The sequence below is a fragment of the Nocardioides alcanivorans genome (assembly GCF_021555175.1).
GTDB lineage: Bacteria > Actinomycetota > Actinomycetes > Propionibacteriales > Nocardioidaceae > Nocardioides > Nocardioides alcanivorans.
The window spans coordinates 126,794-146,863 of the sequence record NZ_JAKGRW010000006.1 but is presented as its reverse complement, the minus strand read 5'-3'; the positions used below and the strand labels follow the sequence as shown (position 1 = coordinate 146,863).

Below are 20,070 nucleotides of genomic sequence, written 5' to 3'. Positions count from 1 at the left end.
CACGACGCTACAAAGGTCCTGTTTCAGAAAACCGACAGAATGTTTCCGCAATGTTTCCATCTCCCCAACCTGCCGTTACCTCGCCGCGACGCAGGGGCGGCCGCGGCCCAGGCGAAAACCGGTGGACAGGGGTGCGAGCATGGCCGCATGTCCGCCTACTCCATCCGCTCCGCGAAGGCAGAGGACGTGGCGCGGCTCGTCCAGGTCGAGATCGAGGCTGGGCAACTCTTCCACTCGGTCCAGATGCCGCTGGTCGCCGGCGACGAGCCTGACCCGGAGGTCTTGGCTGCCGCGGTCGATGCGGGCCGGGCCTGGGTGGCCGTCACCGAGGGAGCGGTCGCCGGCTACATCAGTGCCGAGGTCCTTGACGACAACGCCCACATCGCTCAGGTCTCGGTCGCACCAGAACACGCGGGACGTCGCATCGGCCAGCGGTTGATCGACCACGTGGAGGCCTGGGGTCGCCGTGACGGCCGCGCGGCAACGACGTTGACGACATTTCGCGACGTGCCGTGGAACGAGCCCTACTACCGACGGCTGGGCTACCGCATCCTCGACGATGACGAAGTGGGGCCGGCGCTGGCTCGCGTCATGGAGCACGAGGCAATGCTGCCCGGCCTGGATGCTTCTCGACGCTGCGCCATGGTGAAGACGAACCCGGGACCCGGCTGGTCACGTCTCAGGGACGCAGGACGCAGTGGGTACCCCGATAGATCGTGACCATGCACTTGTTGCAGTGGATGCACAATGACTGACCCACTCCCTCCTCCTGGATGGCGTTGACCAGGTCGGGATCGCTGAGCAGTGCCCGTCCCATCTCGACGAACTCGAACCCCTCCGTCATGGCCCGCTCGATCGACTCCCGCCCGGTGACGCCGCCGAGCAGCACCAGTGGCAGGTCGACCGCCGCGCGAACCTGGCGTGCGTGGTCGAGCAGATAGGTGTCCTGGTAGGGGTAGGTGCGCAGGAAGTGCTTGCCCACCATCTTGATGCCGAGCTTCTGTGGCTGCGGCATCACCGCTTCGAACTCCTTCAGCGGCGCATCCCCACGGAACGTGTAGAGCGGGTTCTCCAGAGAGCTCCCGGCCGTGAGGACCACCGCGTCCAGCGACCCGTCCTCCTCCAGCCAGCGGACCAGCCGGATCGCCTCGGCGAGCCAGAACCCGCCCGGTACGCCGTCGTCCATGTTGACCTTCGCCAGGATCGCGATCCGGTCCCCCACCGCATCACGGACAGCACTGGCCGTCTCGCGTGCGAACCGGGCCCGGTTCCTGAGGCTGCCACCGTAGGAATCGGTGCGGTGGTTGAGCCGTTCGCTCAGGAACGAACTGATCAGGTAGCCGTGGCCGAAGTGCATCTCGATGGCATCGAATCCCGCCTCCGCTGCGCGGAGGGCCGCATTGACGTGGGCCTGCGTTATCCGGACGATGTCTGCTGCGGACGCCGCCTGGGCGAAGTTCAGCCCCGTGAGGTGGAACCGTCGGCTCGCGGCCAACGCAGGCATCCGGAGAGCCTTGGGTGGCGCCACCGGACCGGCGTGTCCGATCTGCGCGGAGACGGCAGCGCCCTCCGCGTGCATGGCATCGGTGAGACGTCGTAGCCCCGGCATCGCCTCATCCGTCCATTGCAGTTGGCCCGGCGCCGTACGACCTTCCGGAGCGACGGCGCAGTAGGCGACCGTCGTCATCCCGACGCCGCCTGATGCGAAACGGCGATGGAAGTCGATCAACTCGTCGGTGACCAGCCCCTTCGGGGTCCGCCCCTCGAAGGTCGCTGACTTGATGATGCGGTTGCGCAGGGTCACCGGCCCGAGCTGGGCCGGGGCGAACGCATCGGGGACGGTGGTTCCGGAGTCGGTGATCATTGCTCTCCCTGTGGACGTGCCGTGCGGATCATGTGCGTGCGATGACTGTTCAGTTGCCGTTCCGCCCTTCGAGGACGCCGATGCGATGCCGCAGCCAGCCCGACTCCCAGAAGTTCTCTGCCGTCACCGGGTCCGCGAGCAGCGCCTGGTGACAGTCGACGAGAAGGGCCGTCCCGGCGGCATGCTCGGGCGTGTGGGCCAGCACTGCCTCGACCAGGGCAGTCGCCTCCTCGGCCTGACCCTGCGCGAGGTGCCTGCGCGCACGATCGAGCACGCCGTCCACTCCCGCGATCGAGACCAGGCTGGCGAGGGTCTGCTCCCGCGGTACGGCGTGCAGCTCCGAGGTGGCGCGGTGGTGGAACCACCCCAGGTAGGTCTCCCAGATCGTCCGCACCCCCACTTGACCTGGCCGTAGCCCTGGCCGACGTAGAGATGGTCGGGCAACGTGACCTCTCGAACGAGCGTCTCCACGTCCTTGCCCGCGTTGATGCCGTCCAGGGTCGCGCGGTGGATGTGGTCGACGGCGTCGTACATCCGCTTGAGGACGGCGTCGATGATCTCCTCACCCTCCACGGGAACACCGCGGCCAGTGATCAGCAGCTGGGGCCGTAGGTCCCGGAGCTTGGTGATCGTGGCGAGGTAGGGCTCGACGTAGCGATAGCGCTGCCCACGAATCGTGTTCAGGTTGGGGAAGTGTCCGAACAACGGACCCAGCAGATTGCTGATCAGCGCGATGCGGTGTTGCGGCAACCAGACCATTGCCCCGTCCACGGTCTCGCCCACACCGGAGTGGAGCTCGATCTGCAGCCCACCGACGTCCAGCGCAAGGCGATCGTCGAACATCAGGTCGGGAGTGGGCACGTCCTGCTTGTTCGCCACGTCGGGGCGCGCCTGACTGAAGCCGCGCACGGTGTCGACATCGACACCGAACCACACCGGTGCCCACTGCCGCATCCTCGTGATCACGCGGGCGTCGTCGCGCTGAACGGACGGGTTGAGGGAGTTCGCCACGTAGAGCGCGCCCGGCTCTCGGAAGCCCGCAACGCCGCCGACGTGATCGGTGTGACCCTGCGTCGTGACGATGTAGCGGGTGGGGCCCGCGTAGACCTCGTCGAACAGCTTGCGATGGTGCGGAGCCTCGTAGCCGAGCCCGGTGTTGACGATCACCCGTCCTGCCGGGGTGACCAGCATGTAGGCGGCGCTCGACCCCGGCGACATGTGGATGAAGTCGTTGATGGCGACGGCCTCGTCTGCGTAGACGTGGTCGAGCAGCACCTTGCCGGGACGGTTCCTGATGAACTCGTCGACCTGTTCTGCAGAGACGGGACTCACTGGACTTCCACCTTCACGGGAAACATCTCGAGGTACGGGGCAAATCGAGCACGCAGCTCGTCGGGTTCACGGCCGAAGTCGGCGCGCAGGTCGTAGACGACCTGGCCGTCGGCTCCACGCGGATGACGCTCGAGGTGTTCGGCGACACTGGCGCGAGCCTCTTCGGTGAAGTCGATCCCGATCCGCGCATAGATGCGCTCCACGGTGCCGATGTCGTCGGCCATGAACTCGTGGAAGAAGACGTCGACACGACGGCCGGCCGGAATCCTCGGCAGGTCCCTGGTGCCGGCCTCGAGCAACCTGGCTACCCGGTCGGCCCAGTAGTCGAAGATCGCATCGACGTCGACTCGCTTGAAGTTCGCGCGCGCGCCATAGGCCGACATGGTCGCGGCCGACTGCACCACCGAGACGGGATCGCGATGGGTCATCACCACCGTGGCGTCCGGGAAGGTCTCCATCAAGGGACCGAGCTGCTCGAGGTGCTGAGGGCACTTGAGGATCCAGCGGTTCGGACCACGCTGCCACTGCAGGACCTTCAGCATGGTGGCCAGGAACTCGTAGTGCGGCCGCTGGTCGTGGGCGAGGTAGTAGTCGCGCCATCGTGGCGCCATCGTTGACGCCCACTCGAAGTTGTAGCTGGAGAAGTCGAGGCACTCCAGCTCGAGCTCTTCGTGGATGTGGTCCGGGTTCATCGGATGCATCGCGGCGAGGACCGGGCTCGATGCCTTCATGTGGTCCCACCTGCGTTGCGAGCGAGCGATCCGTGGGTCCGGCCCATCGGTGTCCATCTCGTCCTCGGGCCGCGGGACCGGCTCCTGGCTCTCCCACAACGGGAGCGAACGGAAACGCTTGTCTGCTGCCAACAGGTTGACCAGGTGTGTGGTGCCCGAACGGGGCAGGCCGACCACGACGACCGGAGCCGCGATCTCGACGTCGTGGATCTCAGGGTGTCTGCGCAGCAGGTCCATCACCCTCAGTCGGTTGACCGCGTAGCGGACACTGTTGCCGAAGGTCACGAGCCGTGCCACCGCGGACCGATGGGGATCTGCGTCGATCTCGTCCAGCTGCAGGGCAAGTCGCTCGTGGAAGTCATCTGGCCCGAAGTCGTCGAGGCCAGTCTCGTGCCGGGCCGCGGCAAGCACGCTCTCGACACTCAGCTCGACCGGGTTCGCCTCGGCATACGCGAGGGTGTGACGCTGCACGTCGGAGAGAACGGGGTCGCGCAGGTCGGTGACCCGCAGCAGCTGCGAGGCCTCGGAGGTCATGGCGCTCAACCCTGGATCGAGTAGCCACCGTCGACGGGCAAGGTCTGCCCCGTGACGAAACGTGCAGCAGGGCTCGCCAGGAACAACGCCACCGGTGCAACGTCGGTGGCCGGATCCGCCCACCGACCGGCCGGCGTACGGTCGATCGACGGCTTGCTGTATTCGGGGTGTGCCTGCAGGGCCGACGTCATGTTGGTCGCCGTCAGCCCCGGCGCGATCGCGTTGACCCGCACGTTCTTGCGTGCCCACTCAGCGCCCATCGTCTTGGTCATCTGCACGATGCCCGCCTTCGAGGCGCCGTAGCCCGGCACCATGCCAACTGCGAAGAAGCTGGCCATCGAGGCGACGTTCACGACGGCGGCGCCGCCGTCGAGCTCGCTGCGCCGCAGCAAGGGCAGGCAGGCACTTGCCATGCGGAAGCCGCTCGTCAGGTTGACCGTCAGCGATTCCTCGAAGACGTCAGGGTTCCACTCCCCCTTGTGTGTCAGGGTCTGACCCGCGTTGTTGACCAGGACGTCCAGCGACGGAAGACCCGTGGCAACCTCCTCGATCTGGTCACGATCAGTCATCACGCACTGCCGGTAGTCGAGGGCGGAGAGGTCGTGGTCGTAGGCAGCGGCGTCGGCGCGGGTGCCGGTGATCGTCACCGACGCACCGGCCGCGACGAAGCCCTGCGCGATTGCCAGGCCCAGTCCATTCGACCCTCCCGTCACCAGGACGCTGGTCTTCGAGAAGTCGTAGGTCACCGCGTTGTTCCGCTTCTGAGAACTCATGGAGGCGACTGTAGAGACAGATTGACCACTGGTCAATCCTAGATTGACCAGTGGTCAATCCATCGCTAGGGTCACGTCCCATGAGCACAACAAACGGCACCGGCTCGATCTACGGCGATGCTGAGGCGCGTCGGCGCAGCGTGCTGGACGCCGCCGCAGAGCTGCTCGACGAAGGCGGATACGCCGCGCTGACGAACCGCGCGGTGGCCAAGCGCGCCAATATCAGTACCGGCTTGATCTACCAGTACTTCGTCGACAAGCAGGACATCTATGTCGCCCTCCTGCAGGAGAGCCAGGAGGAGCTCACCGAGTTCGTCCGCGCGCTGCCCCGCGAGGACGGCGTCGCAGCCCTGCTGAGCGCGGTGGTCCCCGAGACCACACGGCAGTGGAGCCGCGTCGGACACCTGGCCGCGAGTTGGCGAGACAGCGACGGGAACCTCAGCGAACGTGCTTCCATCCGGGCGTTGAGCGAGTCGACCGATCGTCAGTTCTCGGAACTTCTCCGAGCACTCGAGGACGCCGCGGCCGCCGAAGGCAGGCAGCTGCGCACCGACCCCGCTCTGCTGCCGTTCGTCTGGTCCGGCCTCATGGGACTGGCCGACACCCTGGTCAACAAGTGGGCCCGCGGAGTCAAGCCGGATGCACTCATCAAGTATTCCGCCGAATCCCTGGCACGCGCCATCACCGAATGACCCCACCATCCCCGTCGCGAAGGAGTCAGCAATGACCCAGAACCCGCAAGACATCCACACGCTCCTGGCACCGAGCACCGCGCCCGAACGTGACTCCACCAAGCCCACCCGCGCCCAGATCTGCAACGCCGTCGAGACCTATGTCAGGTTGCTCGCCGATCACCAGACCGATGCCCTCGCCGAGCTCTTCGCCGAGGATGCGGTCCAGCACGAGCCCGTCGGGGTTCGTACCAACCGCGGTCGCGACGAGATTCGCGCCTTCTTCGCCGAGAGTGAGCGGACGCCGTTCACCGTGAGCCTTTCGACGCCCGTCACCGTTGTCGGCAACTACGCCGCCATGCAGATGCGGGTGGACGTGAAGGGCATGCCTGACTTCGCCTCCATGGACCTGTTCGAGTTCGACGACGATTGCAAGATCGTGTCCATCACCGCCCTTCCTGACCTCAAGGCCCGCCTCGACTGAGCAGGAGACGGATCCCTGGAGAAACGCCGACGCCGCCCGGACTGCCATCAGCAGTCCGGGCGGCGTCGTTCGTCGAGCGGGGCGCGTCGTCAGCCGGAGACGCGAGCGGCGTTGCCCGCATCGATCGGCAGCACCGTGCCGCTGATGTGCGCGCTGGCCTCAGCTGCGAAGAACAGCACCGCACGGGTGATCTCGAAGGGCTCGAGCCACGGAACCGGCTGAGCGTGAAGGCTCTCGAAGACGGGCGCCACGTCATCGGCGGCGGGGCTCTCGAGGTCGGGACGCATCAGCGAGTAGAGCGCGTCGTTGTGGATCATCGGGGTCGAGATGTTTCCCGGAGCGATCGCGTTCGCCGTGATGCCGAACTGCGCGAGGTCGAGTGCGGAACTCTTCGTCATGCCGATCACACCCCACTTGGAAGCGCTGTAGGCAGCCATGTTGGTGCTGCCGGCCCGCCCGAGCATCGACGAGATCGTGACGATCCGACCGTAACGCCGCTCGATCATGCCGGGCGCAACCGCACCGACCGTGTTGAACACACCGGTCAGGTTCGAGTTGATGACCTCCGACCACTGAGCCGACGTCATCGACTGCACCGGGGCCGCGACCGAGACACCTGCGTTGGCAACGGCGATGTCGACCTTGCCGAACTCCGACTCGGCACGGGCCACGAGAGCATCCATCGCGGGCCGGTCCGCGGTGTCGACCTTGGCGGCGATGCAACGTCCGCCGGCGGCCTCGACCAACCGGGCGGTCTCCGCCAGGTCCTCCTCGGTCGCGAGTGGGTAGAACACGCTCGGGCTGTCCTCGCAACGGTCGCAGATCACCACATCTGCTCCCCGCTCAGCGAACGCCACCGCGTGCGCTCGACCCTGTCCCCTGGCGCCACCGGTGATCAGGGCGACCTTGCCCTCGAACTCGTTCATTCAGACTCCTTGCGTCGGTTCTTGGGACCCAATCAACACCGGCTGGACGCCCAACATGTCGCCCGGTCCCGAACAGCGGTCCAGCGTGGAGTCACATCACTCGATGAAGCCCTCATCCTTGAGCCAGTCATAGGCGACGTCCACGGGTTCCAGCCCGTCGACGTCGACCTTGGCGTTGAGCTGCAGCAGCACGTCGTCGGTCAGCTTCGCGGTGACCGGGGCGAAGAGATCCTTGATCTGTGGGTGGTCCTCGACGATGCCTTCGTTGACCACGAGGGCGACGTTGTACTTCGGGAAGTACTCACGGTCGTCCTCGAGGACGGTGAGGTCGAGTGCGACGATGCGACCGTCAGTGGTGAAGACCTCGCCGAAGTTGCACTCCCCTTCGCCGTCGCGCTGTAGACCGCTCCGGTCTGATAGGTCTTCAGGTTTGCCTGCGGGACCTCCTTGCCCAGGGGGATGTCATAGGTCTTCAACATCCCCGGCAGACCGTCGGGTCGGTTGGTGAACTCCGACTCGACGCAGAAGGTGCGTTCCTTGACCGGGACGTCCTGCAACTCTGAGAGCTTGGTGATGCCCAGCCGATCACTGACCTCCTGGGTCATCGCGAAACCGTAGGTGTTGTTCATCGGCGCCGGTGGCAGCCAGACGAGGCCGTTCTTCTCCAGGTCCTCGTCGCGCACCGCGACGTACTGCTTCTCCTCGTCAGGAATCGGATCCGTGTGACCGAGGTAGGTGATCCAACCGGTGCCGGTGTATTCCCACATGGCATCGATCTGTCCCTCGATCTGGGCCTGTCGCGCGGCCGCACTTCCCGGGATGTTCGTGAGGTCGGTGACGTCGGCGCCGGCCGACGCAAGCAGGGTGACGGCGATCTTGCCGAGGATGATGTTCTCACTGAAGTTCTTGGAGCCCACGGCGATCTCCAGGTCGTCCAGAGGCTTGGTGTCCGCCACCGGACCGGCAAGCTCTCCCTTGCGGATCGGCCCCGCCGCAGTGCCCAGGAAACAACTGCTCAGGAGCAGCGCCAAGCAGACCACGAAACCCGTCAGCGAGAGCGTGCCACGGCGCCGACGCAGTACCTCGACCATGTCAGATCCCCTTCGGTCGGGTGACCAGCTCGAGGACTCGTCCCAGCCATTCGATCAGCAGCGCGAGCAACGCGATCAGGACGGCACCGGTCACCATGAGCGAGAACTTGAAGAGAGTGATCCCGGTCTGGAGGATCTCCCCCAGCCCACCCCCGTCGATGAAGCAGGCCAAGGATGCGGTGCCGGCGATCAGCACCAGGGAGGTGCGCACGCCGGCCATGATCACGGGGATCGACAGGGGCAACTCGATCTTGAACAGCGTCATCGCGCTGGTCATGCCGATCCCTCGGCCGGCCTCGACCAACGTCGGGTCGACGCCCTGGATGCCCACGATGGTGTTGCGCAGCACCGGCAGGATCCCGTAGAGGCTCAGCGCGAGCACCGCTGTCCAGAAGCCACCGTCGAGCCAGAGGAACAGCAACACGATGAGCCCCACCGACGGTGCTGCCTGGCCGGCATTGGCGATGCCGATGACGAGCGGTGAGAGGGCCCGGAGCCCACCACGGGTCAGCATCACACCGAGCGGGACGGCGACCAGCACCACGATGACCGCAGCCACCGTGGTGAGCAGCACGTGCTCCCAGATCAGCCCCTGCACCAACGGACCGTCGTACCAGCTGGCGGGGTTCCAACTGGGGAACGGGGCGTTCCAGCTGGTCGGGTTCCAGCTGGGGAACACCTGTTGGAAGTTGGTGTCGATGAGCAGGTCCCACTGGAGCTGGTTCGCCTCGACGACGTCGAGCTCGGCGGTCTGGCGCCACCACACGAAGATGCCGAAGATCGCCGCGACCAGGACGGGCGGGACGATCAGCATGATCACCATCTCCCGCGTGATGACCCGCTTCGTGTGCCTGCGCTCGGGGGCCGGCTCCTCGTCGAGCACGGCCAGGCTCGGGTCAGCCATCACTGCCCTCCTCCGGCTCACGTTCCGCCTGCTCGACGTGCTCGGCTGCCTCCTTCTCGGCCTGACGCATGTGGTCGGTCACCGCTTCGAAGTCGATCACGCCGAGGTAGCGATCACGGTCGCCGGTGACGATCACCTTGGAGTGGGTCGAGGTGAGCATCGTGTCGAGGGCATCGTTGAGCGTGGCGGCCTGGTCGAGAGTGACCAGGTTCTCGCGTGGTTCGCCCCGCACGCGTGGGTTGTTGCGCATCTGGCGCAGCCACGGCCACGCCACCGGACGGTCGCGGTCATCGAGTACGACGACGGTCTCGTCACCCGCCTGCTCCGCCTTCTGGATCACCGGCGCCGTCTCCTCGCCGACCCGTGCCGTGGTCGGCCGGCTCAGGTCGAGCGAGCGGATCCGGGTCAGGGAGAGCTGCTTGAGGGAGGACCCGGCGCCCACGAAGTCGGCCACGAAGTCGTTGGCCGGGGCAGCGAGGATGTTCTCAGGGGTGTCGTACTGCGCGATCCTCGCGCCTTCTTGCAGGATCAGGATGCGATCACCGAGCTTGATGGCCTCGTCGATGTCGTGGGTGACGCAGACGATCGTCTTGCCGAGCTCGCGCTGGATGCTGATCAGCTCGTCCTGCAGTCGCTGGCGGGTGATCGGGTCGACCGCGCCGAACGGCTCGTCCATGAGGATCACCGGCGGATCCGCGGCAAGGCCGCGGGCGACGCCGACACGCTGCTGCTGGCCGCCCGAGAGCTCTCGTGGGTAGCGATCGCGGTAACGGTCCGGATCGAGGCCGACCAGGTCGAGCAGCTCGTCGACGCGCGCCGTGATGCGCTGTGCGTCCCACCCGAGCATCTTGGGCACCACCGCGACGTTCGTGGCAACCGTCATGTGGGGGAAGAGGCTGCCACCTTGGATGACGTAACCGATCTTGCGGCGCAGGCTGGTGGCGCTCTCCTGCCTGATGTCCTGTCCGTCGATGAGGATCGTGCCCGACGTCGGCTCGATCAGGCGGTTGATCATCTTCAACGACGTCGTCTTGCCGCAGCCCGAGGGACCGACGAAGGCGACGATCTCGCCGGCCGGGATGGTCAGGCTGAGTGATTCGACCGCAGGCACCTTCTGCCCGGGGTAGCGCTTCACCACCTGCTCGAGCCGGAGCTCGGCTCCGCTGATCGCCCGCTGGTCGTTCGCGGCACTGGTCTCGGTCATGCGCGGATTCCCTTCGAGATGGTGATGCGTCCCAGCAGGAGCATCAGCAGGTCGGCGATGAGGGCGACGACCACGATGCCGACCGTCCCGACCAACGCGTAGTTCAAGGCGTTCTTGTTTCCGGCCTGCGAGAGCCCGGTGAAGATGTAGCCGCCCAGGCCCGGCCCGAGCACGTAGGAGGCGATGGCAGCGATGCCCATCGACATCTGCACCGAGGTGCGCACCCCTGCGTGGATGACCGGCCAGGCCATCGGGAGTCGGACCCGCATCAGGATGCCGACCTCGGTCATGCCCATGCCCTTGGCCGACTCGAGCAGCGTTGCGTCGACCTGGCTGAACCCGACCACGGCGTTGCGCAGGATCGGCAGCGTGGCATAGAAGGCGACGCAGATGAATGCGGTCGTCGCCCCGATCTTGGTGATGGGAAGCAGCAGGCCCACGAGCGCGAACGACGGGATGGTGAGGCCGATCGCCGAGAGTGTGTTCGCGACCGGCTCGAGGAGTCGGAACTTGTTGACGACCACGGCCAGCAGCACCGCCACGACGGTGGCCAGCAGCACCGCCTGGAGCACCAGGTTGGCGTGTTGCAGCGCGTTGTAGAGGATCTGGTCCCAGCGGTCCTTGACGAAGTTCCACATCTGCTTCGGATCACCCCATCGGGTTGCACTTGGCTTGTGCAAGACAACCACAGGTACCCGGCGGGGGCGAGGAACCGGCGTGTCGTCGGGCCCTCCACGAACGGGCCGTCTAGGCCCAGCTCTCCCGCGGATCGCGCCGTTCGCCAGCCCGCGACTGCGCCACGACACCGGTGATCGCCAGCGCAACGAAGACCAGGTACCACCACCAGTCGTCGTGGACCTGGCTGGCGATGGCCTTGTTGTCGAAGTCTGCCGACTCGGCCGCACCGAACAGGAGCATCAGACCGGTGACGGCGACGCTGGCGCCACCGAAGGCGCTCAGCAGGATCAACAGGAGCATGGGCAGGTTGGCGGCGATCGCAAGCACTGCCACGAGAGTGCCGACCACGATGCCCACCAAGACCACCACCCAGTTCCAGTCCGTCCCCGATGCCACGATCAGGGTCGCGCCGAGTGCGAACCCGATGGACGCCATCGCGATGATGACGCCGACGGCGTAGTAGAGGTAGGCGAAGAGCGCGAACACGAAGGCGAAGAGGAGCCCCACGACCCAACCCAGCACGGTCGCGAGGAAGCGGTCACCCGTGGAGCCGGCGACCAGGCCAGCCCCCAGACTGAAACCAACGAAGGCGCCCCAAATCGGGATGACCAGCCGTAGGACCATCTGTCCGCGGAAGCAGAAGAAGGAACCGGCGAGGATCGCGAGGATGCCGAAGGCGATGTCCTGCATGGAGTCACCGTAGCGGAACCCGGCGTCAGGGGAAGCCCGTTGCGACTCCGCATCGCCGGACGCAGATCTGGCAGTCGTTCGAGACCGCCTCTTTCCTCCGACGCACTCCATACGCCACTCTGGGAACACACCGGGCCAGCGGCGCGCTCGCGACCAGCGGCCATACTCCTCAACGGAGGTTCACGTGATCCGTCTTCTCCTCAGGGCGCTGGTCTTCCTCGCCTCCGCCGCAGTCGGCATCCTCGCCGCGTCATGGATCCTGGATGACGTCCGTGTCACCGCTGCCGGGTTCATCACCGTGGTGGTGATCTACTCGGTCATCCAGATGGTGATCAGCCCCTTCCTGATCAAGGTGGCAGCACGGAACGCCTCGGCGTTCCTCGTGGAACCGGCCTGGTCGCGACCTTCGTGGCGCTGCTCGCGGCGAAGCTGATCGGTGACTCCCTCACCATTCGCGGGCTGGGCACGTGGATCGCGGCGACGGTGATCGTCTGGCTCGTGACCGCGCTGGCGACGTTGCTGCTCCCCGCCGTCCTGGTGCGTGCCGGGCTGGAACAGGCCCGCACTCGCAACGACCAGCGCTGAGCGCCGCCTCGTCAGTCGGTGGCGCTCTTGGTCGCGCCGATCGCCGCGGCCACTCGGTCGCTGTCGGCCGACGTCCATCCGGGCGGCGGGAGGATCTCCGCCCACGCATACACCGGCGCCTGACCGAACTGGTGTCCCTGCCCGTCCGGCACGTCGTTGGCGACCATCTGGTCAGCCGCCACCTGGAGCATCGTCACCACCGGAATCCACCTCACCCGGTGGTGCACGTCGCGACCCCGCTCCTCGACGAGCCAGTCCGGGCGGCTGAACGCGAGTGCCCAGTTCCACCAGGTCACCGGGTCGTTGGCATGTTGGAGATAGCCCACTCGAGGGCTCTCCCACTCACCCTCCCCGGGCCATTCGATGCCGTCATCGGAGAAGCGCACCGTCCGTCCGGCCTGATAGATCGGCTCGATCTGGGTGGTGCCACGGTCACGCTCGCGCGTGAACTGACTCCACAGGCGGTTGTTGGAGGCGGGGCCGACGAAGAGCGCACCGTCGGTACGCGCGGCGATGTCCTGTTCTCCTGAGAAGGCGGCCTCACCGCCGAAGGAGCCCAGGCTCTCGCCACTGACCACCAGGAGCGGTCGGTCCGGTTCCGGCAGCTCAAGCCACCGGGCATAGACGGCCTCGAAGAGCAGCCGCCCCGCGTCCTGGGCGCGCTGTTGGTCGACCAGGAACGACATCCAGCTCGGGAGGTAGGAGTACTGCACACTGACCGTGGCCGTGTCCCCTCCCCACATGTACTCCAGCGCCTGGGCCTGGTTCTCGTTGATCCAGCCCCGGCCCGTGCCGGTCGCCACGTTGACCACCTGCCGCTCGAAACCGCCCGCTCGCTCGAGCTCTGCGACGGCCAGTTGCGACTCCTCACGCAGGTCGACCTCTCGATCGGTGCCCACGCCGACGTACGCACGCACGGGCTGGAGTGCCTGCTCCCCGGTGACCGCAGAGATCTCCTCCGGGGTGGGCGCATTCATGATGAAGGCCCTGCCCTGGCGACCGAGTTCGTCCCAGCCGACCAGCGAACCGGGTCCAGCCGAGAGGTGCGGGCTCTCGGGGGCTGGCCTGTCAGTGGAAAACTCGTCGTTCACCGCCATGAACACGGCGTCGAGACGACCCACCAACGTGCCCACCACCAAGCTGTTGACCAGCCAGTAGCCGCCGGCGGTGACCAGCGCGACCCCCAGCAACGCAGCGAATCGCGCCGGCAGCACGCGGCCGACCTGCCGACCGGCACTGCGACCAGCTGCACGCAACGCCCGCGCAAGAATCAGCAGCAGTCCGAACAGCACGACGCCCACCAGCAACACGATCAGCGGGTGTCCCAGGCCGACCTGGTCGACGCCGATGGCCGACCGCATCTCACGCTGCCACCTGAGGTGCAGGACGACCATCGCCAACGTGCCGACGGCGCTGACGACCGACAACGCGATCCACGCGACGCGTCTCCGCTGCGGGCCCACCGTCTGCCACGCAGCGGGTACCGCCCACCTCAGCAGGGCCCCCAGCCCGTAACCGAGCAGCGCGGCCACCGCGCAGAGCAGGCCCTGGAAGCTGGCCGGACGAGGCAGGAGTGACGGAGTCAGGGCGAGCCACACGCCCACCACCGCGCCGACCGTGGGGACGAAGGGCAGCCTGTCGGGGCGGAAGATCGGTGGCGCGTTCACATGTTCCCTCTCGTGTCCCGGCCGGCCGACGGTCGTCGATCGATCCTCGTTGACGCAAGGACGAACGGGACGGAATGCCCCAAGACTGGCCGACGAACGGCGCTGTGCCAAGAGTCAGTGCCGATGAGGGCTCGCGACTTCGCCTGCGGAGTCCCCGGGGGCGACCACCACGAACTGACCCATCATGCCCTCGTCCTCGTGGCGGAGCATGTGGCAGTGGAACATGTAGGGCGTGTCAGGGTCGGCGTAGTCCTCGAAGCGCATGATCAACCTGAACGTCTCTCCCTCGGGTAGCCACACGGTGTCCTTCCAACCCGCCAGTTCCGGCGGCGGAACTCGCCCCGCCACGTCAAGGACCTGGAACTGGACGTCATGGACGTGGAAGCTGTGATGGGTGCCGCCCTCGGTGTTGGTGACCTCCCAGATCTCAGTGGTCCCGACCGTTGCGGCGAAGTCGATCCTGGCCATGTCCATCTCCTTGCCGTTGATCTTCAGGCTCTGCAGCTCAAAGCTTCGAGTCGTCTCCGCAGTTGCCGGGTCGAGGCGATCGATGGTGGCAAGGGCCCTGGGCACGTCCGGCGAAGGAGTGAGGGTCGCGGCCGCACGCAACTGCAGGATGTCGAAACGGGAGTCACTGCCGGAGAAGCGGTTGCTGTCTCCGGCCAACTTCTCGCTGCGGAGAACGGCCTCCTCCCCGGGCTGAAGTCCACCACGATCTCGGCGCGCTCGCCCGGTGCCAACTGCAGTCGGTCCATGGCCGCGGGTGCGTCGAGCAATCCCCCGTCCGTGGCTATCAGTTCGAAGGTGCGCGCATCGTCGAACGTGAAGTTGAAGGTCCGACCGCCGGAGCCGTTGAGCAGCCGAAGGCGCACGGACTCGGTGCCGACCTCCGCGTAGGGCGACGGAGTCCCATTGACGAGGATCTCCTCACCGAGGACGCCGAGATTGCTGAAGATCGAGTGGCTGTCATCGAACTGGCCGTCATCATCGAAGTTCTTGTCCTGGACCATCACAGGCAGGTCATCGACACCGTAGGTGTCTGGCAGGCCGAGATCGGACTCGCTCGGATCGTCGAGGATGAACAGGCCCGCCAGCCCGTTGTAGACGTGTGAGGCGGTTTCCCCGTGCAGGTGTGGGTGATACCAGAGCGTCGCGGCGGGCTGGTTGATCTCCCAGTGCGGTTCCCAGGTGGCGCCGGCCTCGATCATCTGGTGCGGGCCACCATCCATCTCGGCGGGGAGATGCATGCCGTGCCAGTGCAGCGTGGTCGGCTCGCCGAGGCTGTTGGTGGCCTCGATGCGCACCTTCTCTCCGCGGCTCGCCCGCAGGGTGGGGCCGAGGAAGGGACCGTTGATCCCCCAGGTCCTCGTCGGCTGCGCCTTGCCGAGATCGGTCGTGCCCTTCTGGATGTCCAGCTCGAAGACCCTGGTGCCGTCGGCCTCCACCGTCGATCCTGCGATCTCGGGAATCGCCATGGGGCGGTCGAAGTCGACCTTGCCGACCGTGTCGACCCTTGCACCGCGGTACTCCGCGACGAACCAGATCCCCAGCCCCGCGACGGCGACGACCACCAACGCCAGTACTGATCCCACGACCTTCTTCACCGCTCGACTCCACTTCGAACCCGATCTCGATCTGGTCGCCACAGTTCCGTACGACGTCGCCGCCGGACAACCGAACTGTCACGACTTCAGAGGCAGATCAGGGTGATCCCTGACGGCATCCCACGGTCGATCGCGCCGGTGCCCCACTCGGCCACGGGTTCTCCGCTCCGGTGCACTTCCGGGTTCGCCCCGATGCGGAGGGGCCATTCACGTGCTGGGGTGGGAGGGTGACTGCACTGGATCAGCCGAGCGCACTACGGCACCCGTCCCCTGAGCGGCTCGTCGAGGCGCCGCACGCTCCCCGCCGGATCGGCTTCCTGGCACGTCAGGTTGCGCTGATGCTCGTCGGAGTCGCGGTCTACTTCGGCGTGCGCGGCTTCACCGCTGGTGACGCCGACACCGCCACCTCGAACGCGATGGGGATCATCGCCCTCGAGCGCCGTCTGGGCATCTTCGTCGAACAACCGGCGCAAGCCTTCGCACTGGACGTGCCCGGAGTGATGACTTTCGCCAACACCGTCTACATCTACGGTCACTGGCCGGTGATCGCGGCCGTCTTCGTGTGGTTGGCGTGGCGACGACCGGATGCCTATCCCCTCTATCGCAACGCCCTCCTCCTCTCCGGGCTGATCGGGATGGTGATGGTCGCCCTGCACCCGGTGGCGCCGCCTCGGCTCATGGACCTGGGCTTCGTGGACACGGTCACCACTCAGACGAATGCCTATCGCGTGCTTCAACCACCGGCGTTCACCAACCCGTACGCCGCGATGCCGAGCTTCCACGTCGGCTGGGACCTGCTCGTCGGCATCGCCTTGGTACGCGAGTCGCGCAACCGGTGGATCCGCCACGCCGGACGGCTGATCCCGCTGTTGATGGTGCTCAGTGTCGTGCTCACCGGCAACCACTACCTCCTCGACGCCGTCGTCGGGGATGCCATCGTGCTTGCCTCACTCGGCTGCGTCATCTGGTGGCGTCGCTCGTCAGACTCGGACGACACCTTCCAGCGCCCACCGGCCCCTCCACGACCGCGGCCGGAGGAACGGAAGTCGAGCACCCCACCCCTCCCACGTGGACGAATGCCCTGAGCGCAGCGGGATACCGTCTCGTGATGAACGGCAACCGCGAGGAGACGGGCCGCAACGAGACGCGCAACCAACGCGCGGATCGCAACTGGAACGACCTGCTCCAGGAGTTCCGGGCGCTCCAGACCGGGGTGCAGCTGCTGAGTGGTTTCCTCCTGACCCTGCCGTTCCACCCGACCTTCAAGGACCTCGACGACTTCCAGAAGGGCACCTACCTGGGTCTGGTGGTGCTGGCCGCCTGCACCACTTCCAGCCTCCTGGCTCCCATCGCCGTGCACCGACAGATCTTCCGCAGACAGCGCAAGCAACGGCTGGTCGCAGTCGGACACGTGATGGCGCGCGTGGCGCTGGCGTTGATCGGCGCCCTGGTCACCGGCACGGTGTTCTTCGTCTTCGACATCGTTCTGGACCGTGGGAGCGCAATCGTGGTCGGCACTCTGACCCTGGCACTCGTGCTGGTGGCGCTGGTCGCCCTTCCACTCGCCATGGCCCGGCCCGGCACCCCTGAGGACAGCACATCGCACTGATCGCGTGGACTCACATGCTCCCGGTCTCGAGATAGCGCTGGTGCCAACTCAGCGCCTCATCGAGCAGGTGGGGCGTGTGACGTGCGGTCGGTCGCTGGGCCCAGGCGCGCGCCGTGTAGTCGAGCAGGGCGGGCCGGAACGCCGGGTCCGCACAGCGCTGGATGATCCGCTCCGCCCGTGCTCGCGGCGCGAGGCCGCGCAGGTCAGCGATCCCGTGCTCGGTCACGATGACATGGACGTCGTGCTCGGTGTGGTCGACGTGACTCACCATCGGCACGATCGCCGAGATCGCGCCGTCCTTCGCCGTCGACGGCGTCAGGAAGAAGTTGAGGAACGCGTTGCGCGCGAAGTCACCGCTTCCGCCGATGCCGTTCATGATGGCGCTTCCCATCACGTGGGTGGAGTTCACGTTGCCGTAGATGTCGGCCTCGAGGAGGCCGTTCATCGCAATCACCCCGAGGCGTCGTACGAGCTCGGGATGGTTGCTGATCTCCTCGCTCCGCAGCAGGATGCGGCCCTTGTAGGCGTTGATGTTGTCCATGAACCGCTGGACACCGAGCGAGGACAGCCCGAAGGACGTCGCCGATGCGGCCCGCATCGTGCCGCTGTCGAGCAGGTCCAGCATCCCGTCCTGGAGCACCTCGGTGAATGCGACGAGATCGGTGAACTCGCTTCCGTCCAACCCTGCGAGGACGGCGTTTGCAACGTTGCCCACGCCCGACTGGATGGGCAGCAGGTCCGCCGGCATCCGGCCCGCTGCGACCTCGTGTCGCAGGAAGTCGATGACATGGGCAGCGATCGCGTTCGACGTCTGGCCCGGCGGAGTGAAGGGTGAGTTGCGGTCAGCAAGGTCGGTCTCGACCACCGCGACCACCTTCTCCGGATCGACCCGGAGGTAGGGCTCTCCGATCCGCTGCATCGGTTCGGTGAGCTCGATCGGACGACGGTGCGGGGGCAGGGCCGCGCCGTAGTAGATGTCGTGGAACCCCTCGAGCTCACGCGGCTGCCATGAGTTCACCTCGAGGATGATCCGATCGGCCTGCTCCAACCAGGTCTTGTTGTTGCCGACCGAGCTGCTCGGTACCAGCAGCCCGCCCGGGAGGATCGCGGTGACCTCGACGACCGCCACGTCGAGGTTGCCGTAGAACCCGAACCACATGTGTTGTGCCGAATGGCTCAGGTGCGCATCGATGTAGTCCACCTGCCCGAGATTGATGAGCTTCCGCATCGTGGGGTCGGAGTTGTAGGGCAGCCGTGTCGCCACGCCCTGTGCCTCGGCCAGGACCCCGTCGGCATCGGGGGCTGTCGATGCCCCGCTCCACAGCCCCACCGAGAGCTCCTCGCCGATCGCATGCGCGGCAACCATACGGTCGTGCAGCGCGGTCGGGACCGCCTTCGGATAGCCGGCGCCTGTGAACCCGCTGATGCCGACGTTGTCACCGTGTCGGATGACCGTCACCGCCTCGGCCGCCGAGGTGATGCGTGAGCTCAGGACGGGGCAGGAGATGCGGTGCGTCATGGCCCCATTCTCCGCTCTCACCAAGTGACGGCTCCATCTGGCTGGCGCCCTACTTGAGGATTCTATATTCTTATATGATTCTGTCGTCCTGGGTTCTCGAATGGCGCGGGCGATGCCGCGCACAGCCCTCGGAGACAGTCCGCGCGTGGGCGAGCCGACGCCCATCCGACCAGAAAGCATCTCCATGACCACCACCGCCCCGTCGGACGCCAGCGCGTCATCCCAGGACACGATCGATGTCGTGGTCCATGCGCAGAGACTGGCCTCGGAGCGCTCCCTGCTGATCGAGTTGCGCGCCGGCCACGGTGGCCTGCTCCCCAGCGCCGATCCCGGCGCCCACGTCGACGTGCACCTCGGCTCGCTGATCCGTCAGTACTCCCTCATCGATGTGAGCGACCCCACGCGCTACCTCGTGTGCGTGCAGCACGAGCCCACGGGACGCGGCGGTTCCAAGCTGGTGCACCAGCGGCTCCGGGTCGGGGACCGCCTGCGGATCTCACATCCACGCAACAACTTCGGGCTCCACGACGGACCCCACCATGCCGTCCTGGTCGCCGGCGGCATCGGGATCACGCCGCTGCTGCCGATGGCCGAGACCCTCGAGGCGAGCGGCACGTCGTACGAGCTGCACTGCTACTCCCGTGGCCCGATGCCGCTGCGTGAGCACATCGAGCAGCGCGCCTACGCCCACCGCATCGTGCACCACGACACCCTCATCGACGACTCGTTGCGCGCGGGGCCTCCGAAGTGGACCGTCCGCGACGACACGATCGTCTACGCCTGCGGCCCCTCGGGATTCCTCGAGGCGATCACGGCGTACGCCGCGGCAGCGGGCCTGGCCCCCGAGGCCCTGCGGACCGAACGTTTCGGTGTGTCCGAGCCGGTCGACGTCACGGGTGGCAGCTTCACGGTGGTGGCGGCGAGCACTGGCCAGCGAATGCCCGTCGCGCAGGACCAGACGATCGCTCACGTGCTGGAATCGCACGGCTACGACGTTGCGCTCTCCTGTGAGCAGGGATTCTGCGGCGCGTGCCTCGTCGGCGTCATCGAGGGTGTCCCCGACCATCGTGACGAGATCCAGAGCGACGCGGAGCACGCCGCGAACACGCGGATCAACGTGTGCGTGTCGCGGTCGTGCACGCCGGAGCTCACCTTGGACATCTGAGTCGTCAGGCGCCGCTCGCCGAGTGCTCGGTCGAGCAGC

General features: G+C 66.6%; 21 protein-coding genes and 1 pseudogene. 8 read left to right on the top strand and 14 right to left on the bottom strand.

Annotated elements, in window-relative coordinates:
- Nucleotides 1-147 precede the first annotated feature (147 nt).
- Nucleotides 148-720 carry a GNAT family N-acetyltransferase gene (locus L1066_RS03585; RefSeq protein ID WP_235735010.1) on the top strand — a complete coding sequence of 191 codons (573 nt, stop codon included), beginning with the start codon at nt 148-150 and terminating at the stop codon, nt 718-720.
- Here the strand turns inward: L1066_RS03585 and L1066_RS03580 are convergent.
- The 4 genes from L1066_RS03580 to L1066_RS03565 all read right to left on the bottom strand — a co-directional run bounded on the left by L1066_RS03580 (nt 680) and on the right by L1066_RS03565 (nt 5,234).
- Nucleotides 680-1,864 carry an NADH:flavin oxidoreductase gene (locus L1066_RS03580; RefSeq protein ID WP_235735009.1) on the bottom strand — a complete coding sequence of 395 codons (1,185 nt, stop codon included), beginning with the start codon at nt 1,862-1,864 and terminating at the stop codon, nt 680-682. The genes L1066_RS03585 and L1066_RS03580 overlap by 41 nt on opposite strands.
- Before the next feature lie 49 nt (nt 1,865-1,913).
- Nucleotides 1,914-2,258: an alkyl sulfatase dimerization domain-containing protein gene (locus L1066_RS28365; RefSeq protein WP_376707634.1), complete on the bottom strand. Its 345-nt coding sequence runs from the start codon at nt 2,256-2,258 to the stop codon at nt 1,914-1,916.
- A gap of 934 nt (nt 2,259-3,192) precedes the next feature.
- Entirely contained in the window at nt 3,193-4,461 is a 1,269-nt protein-coding gene (locus L1066_RS03570; protein ID WP_235735007.1) for a sulfotransferase family protein, read from the bottom strand.
- A gap of 5 nt (nt 4,462-4,466) precedes the next feature.
- Nucleotides 4,467-5,234, bottom strand: coding sequence for an SDR family NAD(P)-dependent oxidoreductase (locus L1066_RS03565; RefSeq protein WP_235735006.1), 768 nt, complete (start codon nt 5,232-5,234; stop codon nt 4,467-4,469).
- Between the two features lie 80 nt (nt 5,235-5,314).
- Here L1066_RS03565 and L1066_RS03560 point away from each other — a divergent pair, with 80 nt between their 5' ends.
- Nucleotides 5,315-5,926, top strand: a complete 612-nt coding sequence (locus L1066_RS03560) for a TetR/AcrR family transcriptional regulator (RefSeq protein WP_235735005.1) — start codon at nt 5,315-5,317, stop codon at nt 5,924-5,926.
- A 31-nt stretch (nt 5,927-5,957) separates the two neighbouring features.
- A complete protein-coding gene (locus tag L1066_RS03555) occupies nt 5,958-6,389 on the top strand; it encodes a nuclear transport factor 2 family protein (RefSeq protein ID WP_235735004.1) in 432 nt (143 codons plus the stop codon).
- Between the two features lie 89 nt (nt 6,390-6,478).
- On the opposite strand, the gene L1066_RS03550 is transcribed toward L1066_RS03555, so the two are convergent.
- The 6 genes and pseudogenes from L1066_RS03550 to L1066_RS03525 form a co-directional block, all read right to left on the bottom strand.
- Complete coding sequence (locus L1066_RS03550) at nt 6,479-7,315, bottom strand: mycofactocin-coupled SDR family oxidoreductase (RefSeq protein WP_235735003.1); 837 nt, start codon at nt 7,313-7,315, stop codon at nt 6,479-6,481.
- Between the two features lie 96 nt (nt 7,316-7,411).
- Nucleotides 7,412-8,406 (bottom strand): annotated as a pseudogene (locus L1066_RS03545) (glycine betaine ABC transporter substrate-binding protein).
- A 1-nt stretch (nt 8,407) separates the two neighbouring features.
- On the bottom strand, nt 8,408-9,310 hold the full coding sequence (locus L1066_RS03540; protein ID WP_235735002.1) for an ABC transporter permease: 903 nt from the start codon (nt 9,308-9,310) through the stop codon (nt 8,408-8,410).
- Nucleotides 9,303-10,514 carry an ABC transporter ATP-binding protein gene (locus L1066_RS03535; RefSeq protein ID WP_235735001.1) on the bottom strand — a complete coding sequence of 404 codons (1,212 nt, stop codon included), beginning with the start codon at nt 10,512-10,514 and terminating at the stop codon, nt 9,303-9,305. The genes L1066_RS03540 and L1066_RS03535 overlap by 8 nt, the downstream gene beginning before the upstream one ends.
- Entirely contained in the window at nt 10,511-11,152 is a 642-nt protein-coding gene (locus L1066_RS03530) for an ABC transporter permease (protein ID WP_235735000.1), read from the bottom strand. Before L1066_RS03530 ends, L1066_RS03535 begins: the two co-directional genes overlap by 4 nt.
- 109 nt (nt 11,153-11,261) lie before the next feature.
- Nucleotides 11,262-11,882: a DUF4203 domain-containing protein gene (locus L1066_RS03525; protein ID WP_235734999.1), complete on the bottom strand. Its 621-nt coding sequence runs from the start codon at nt 11,880-11,882 to the stop codon at nt 11,262-11,264.
- A gap of 184 nt (nt 11,883-12,066) precedes the next feature.
- On the opposite strand from L1066_RS03525, the gene L1066_RS03520 reads away from it, so the two are divergent.
- Both L1066_RS03520 and L1066_RS03515 read left to right on the top strand, forming a co-directional pair.
- Entirely contained in the window at nt 12,067-12,315 is a 249-nt protein-coding gene (locus tag L1066_RS03520; protein WP_235734998.1) for a hypothetical protein, read from the top strand.
- Complete coding sequence (locus L1066_RS03515; protein WP_235734997.1) at nt 12,291-12,467, top strand: hypothetical protein; 177 nt, start codon at nt 12,291-12,293, stop codon at nt 12,465-12,467. Before L1066_RS03520 ends, L1066_RS03515 begins: the two co-directional genes overlap by 25 nt.
- Nucleotides 12,468-12,478: 11 nt before the next feature.
- Here L1066_RS03515 and L1066_RS03510 read toward each other — a convergent pair whose 3' ends face one another.
- The 3 genes from L1066_RS03510 to L1066_RS03500 all read right to left on the bottom strand — a co-directional run bounded on the left by L1066_RS03510 (nt 12,479) and on the right by L1066_RS03500 (nt 15,738).
- Nucleotides 12,479-14,134: an alpha/beta hydrolase gene (locus L1066_RS03510; protein WP_235734996.1), complete on the bottom strand. Its 1,656-nt coding sequence runs from the start codon at nt 14,132-14,134 to the stop codon at nt 12,479-12,481.
- 114 nt (nt 14,135-14,248) lie between these two features.
- The gene (locus tag L1066_RS03505) at nt 14,249-14,602 is read right to left on the bottom strand and encodes a multicopper oxidase domain-containing protein (protein ID WP_235734995.1); all 354 of its coding nucleotides are present in this window, start codon (nt 14,600-14,602) and stop codon (nt 14,249-14,251) included.
- 23 nt (nt 14,603-14,625) lie between these two features.
- Nucleotides 14,626-15,738: a multicopper oxidase family protein gene (locus tag L1066_RS03500; RefSeq protein WP_235734994.1), complete on the bottom strand. Its 1,113-nt coding sequence runs from the start codon at nt 15,736-15,738 to the stop codon at nt 14,626-14,628.
- Between the two features lie 227 nt (nt 15,739-15,965).
- Between L1066_RS03500 and L1066_RS03495 the strand changes: the two genes are divergently transcribed.
- Together L1066_RS03495 and L1066_RS03490 are read left to right on the top strand one after the other, a co-directional pair.
- Complete coding sequence (locus L1066_RS03495) at nt 15,966-16,823, top strand: phosphatase PAP2 family protein (protein WP_235734993.1); 858 nt, start codon at nt 15,966-15,968, stop codon at nt 16,821-16,823.
- Between the two features lie 23 nt (nt 16,824-16,846).
- Nucleotides 16,847-17,347, top strand: a complete 501-nt coding sequence (locus tag L1066_RS03490; protein WP_235734992.1) for a DUF6328 family protein — start codon at nt 16,847-16,849, stop codon at nt 17,345-17,347.
- 10 nt (nt 17,348-17,357) lie between these two features.
- On the opposite strand, the gene scpC is transcribed toward L1066_RS03490, so the two are convergent.
- A complete protein-coding gene (gene scpC, locus L1066_RS03485; RefSeq protein WP_235734991.1) occupies nt 17,358-18,866 on the bottom strand; it encodes a succinyl-CoA:acetate CoA-transferase ScpC in 1,509 nt (502 codons plus the stop codon).
- A gap of 184 nt (nt 18,867-19,050) precedes the next feature.
- On the opposite strand from scpC, the gene L1066_RS03480 reads away from it, so the two are divergent.
- Nucleotides 19,051-20,031, top strand: a complete 981-nt coding sequence (locus L1066_RS03480; RefSeq protein ID WP_235734990.1) for a PDR/VanB family oxidoreductase — start codon at nt 19,051-19,053, stop codon at nt 20,029-20,031.
- Nucleotides 20,032-20,070: the final 39 nt, after the last annotated feature.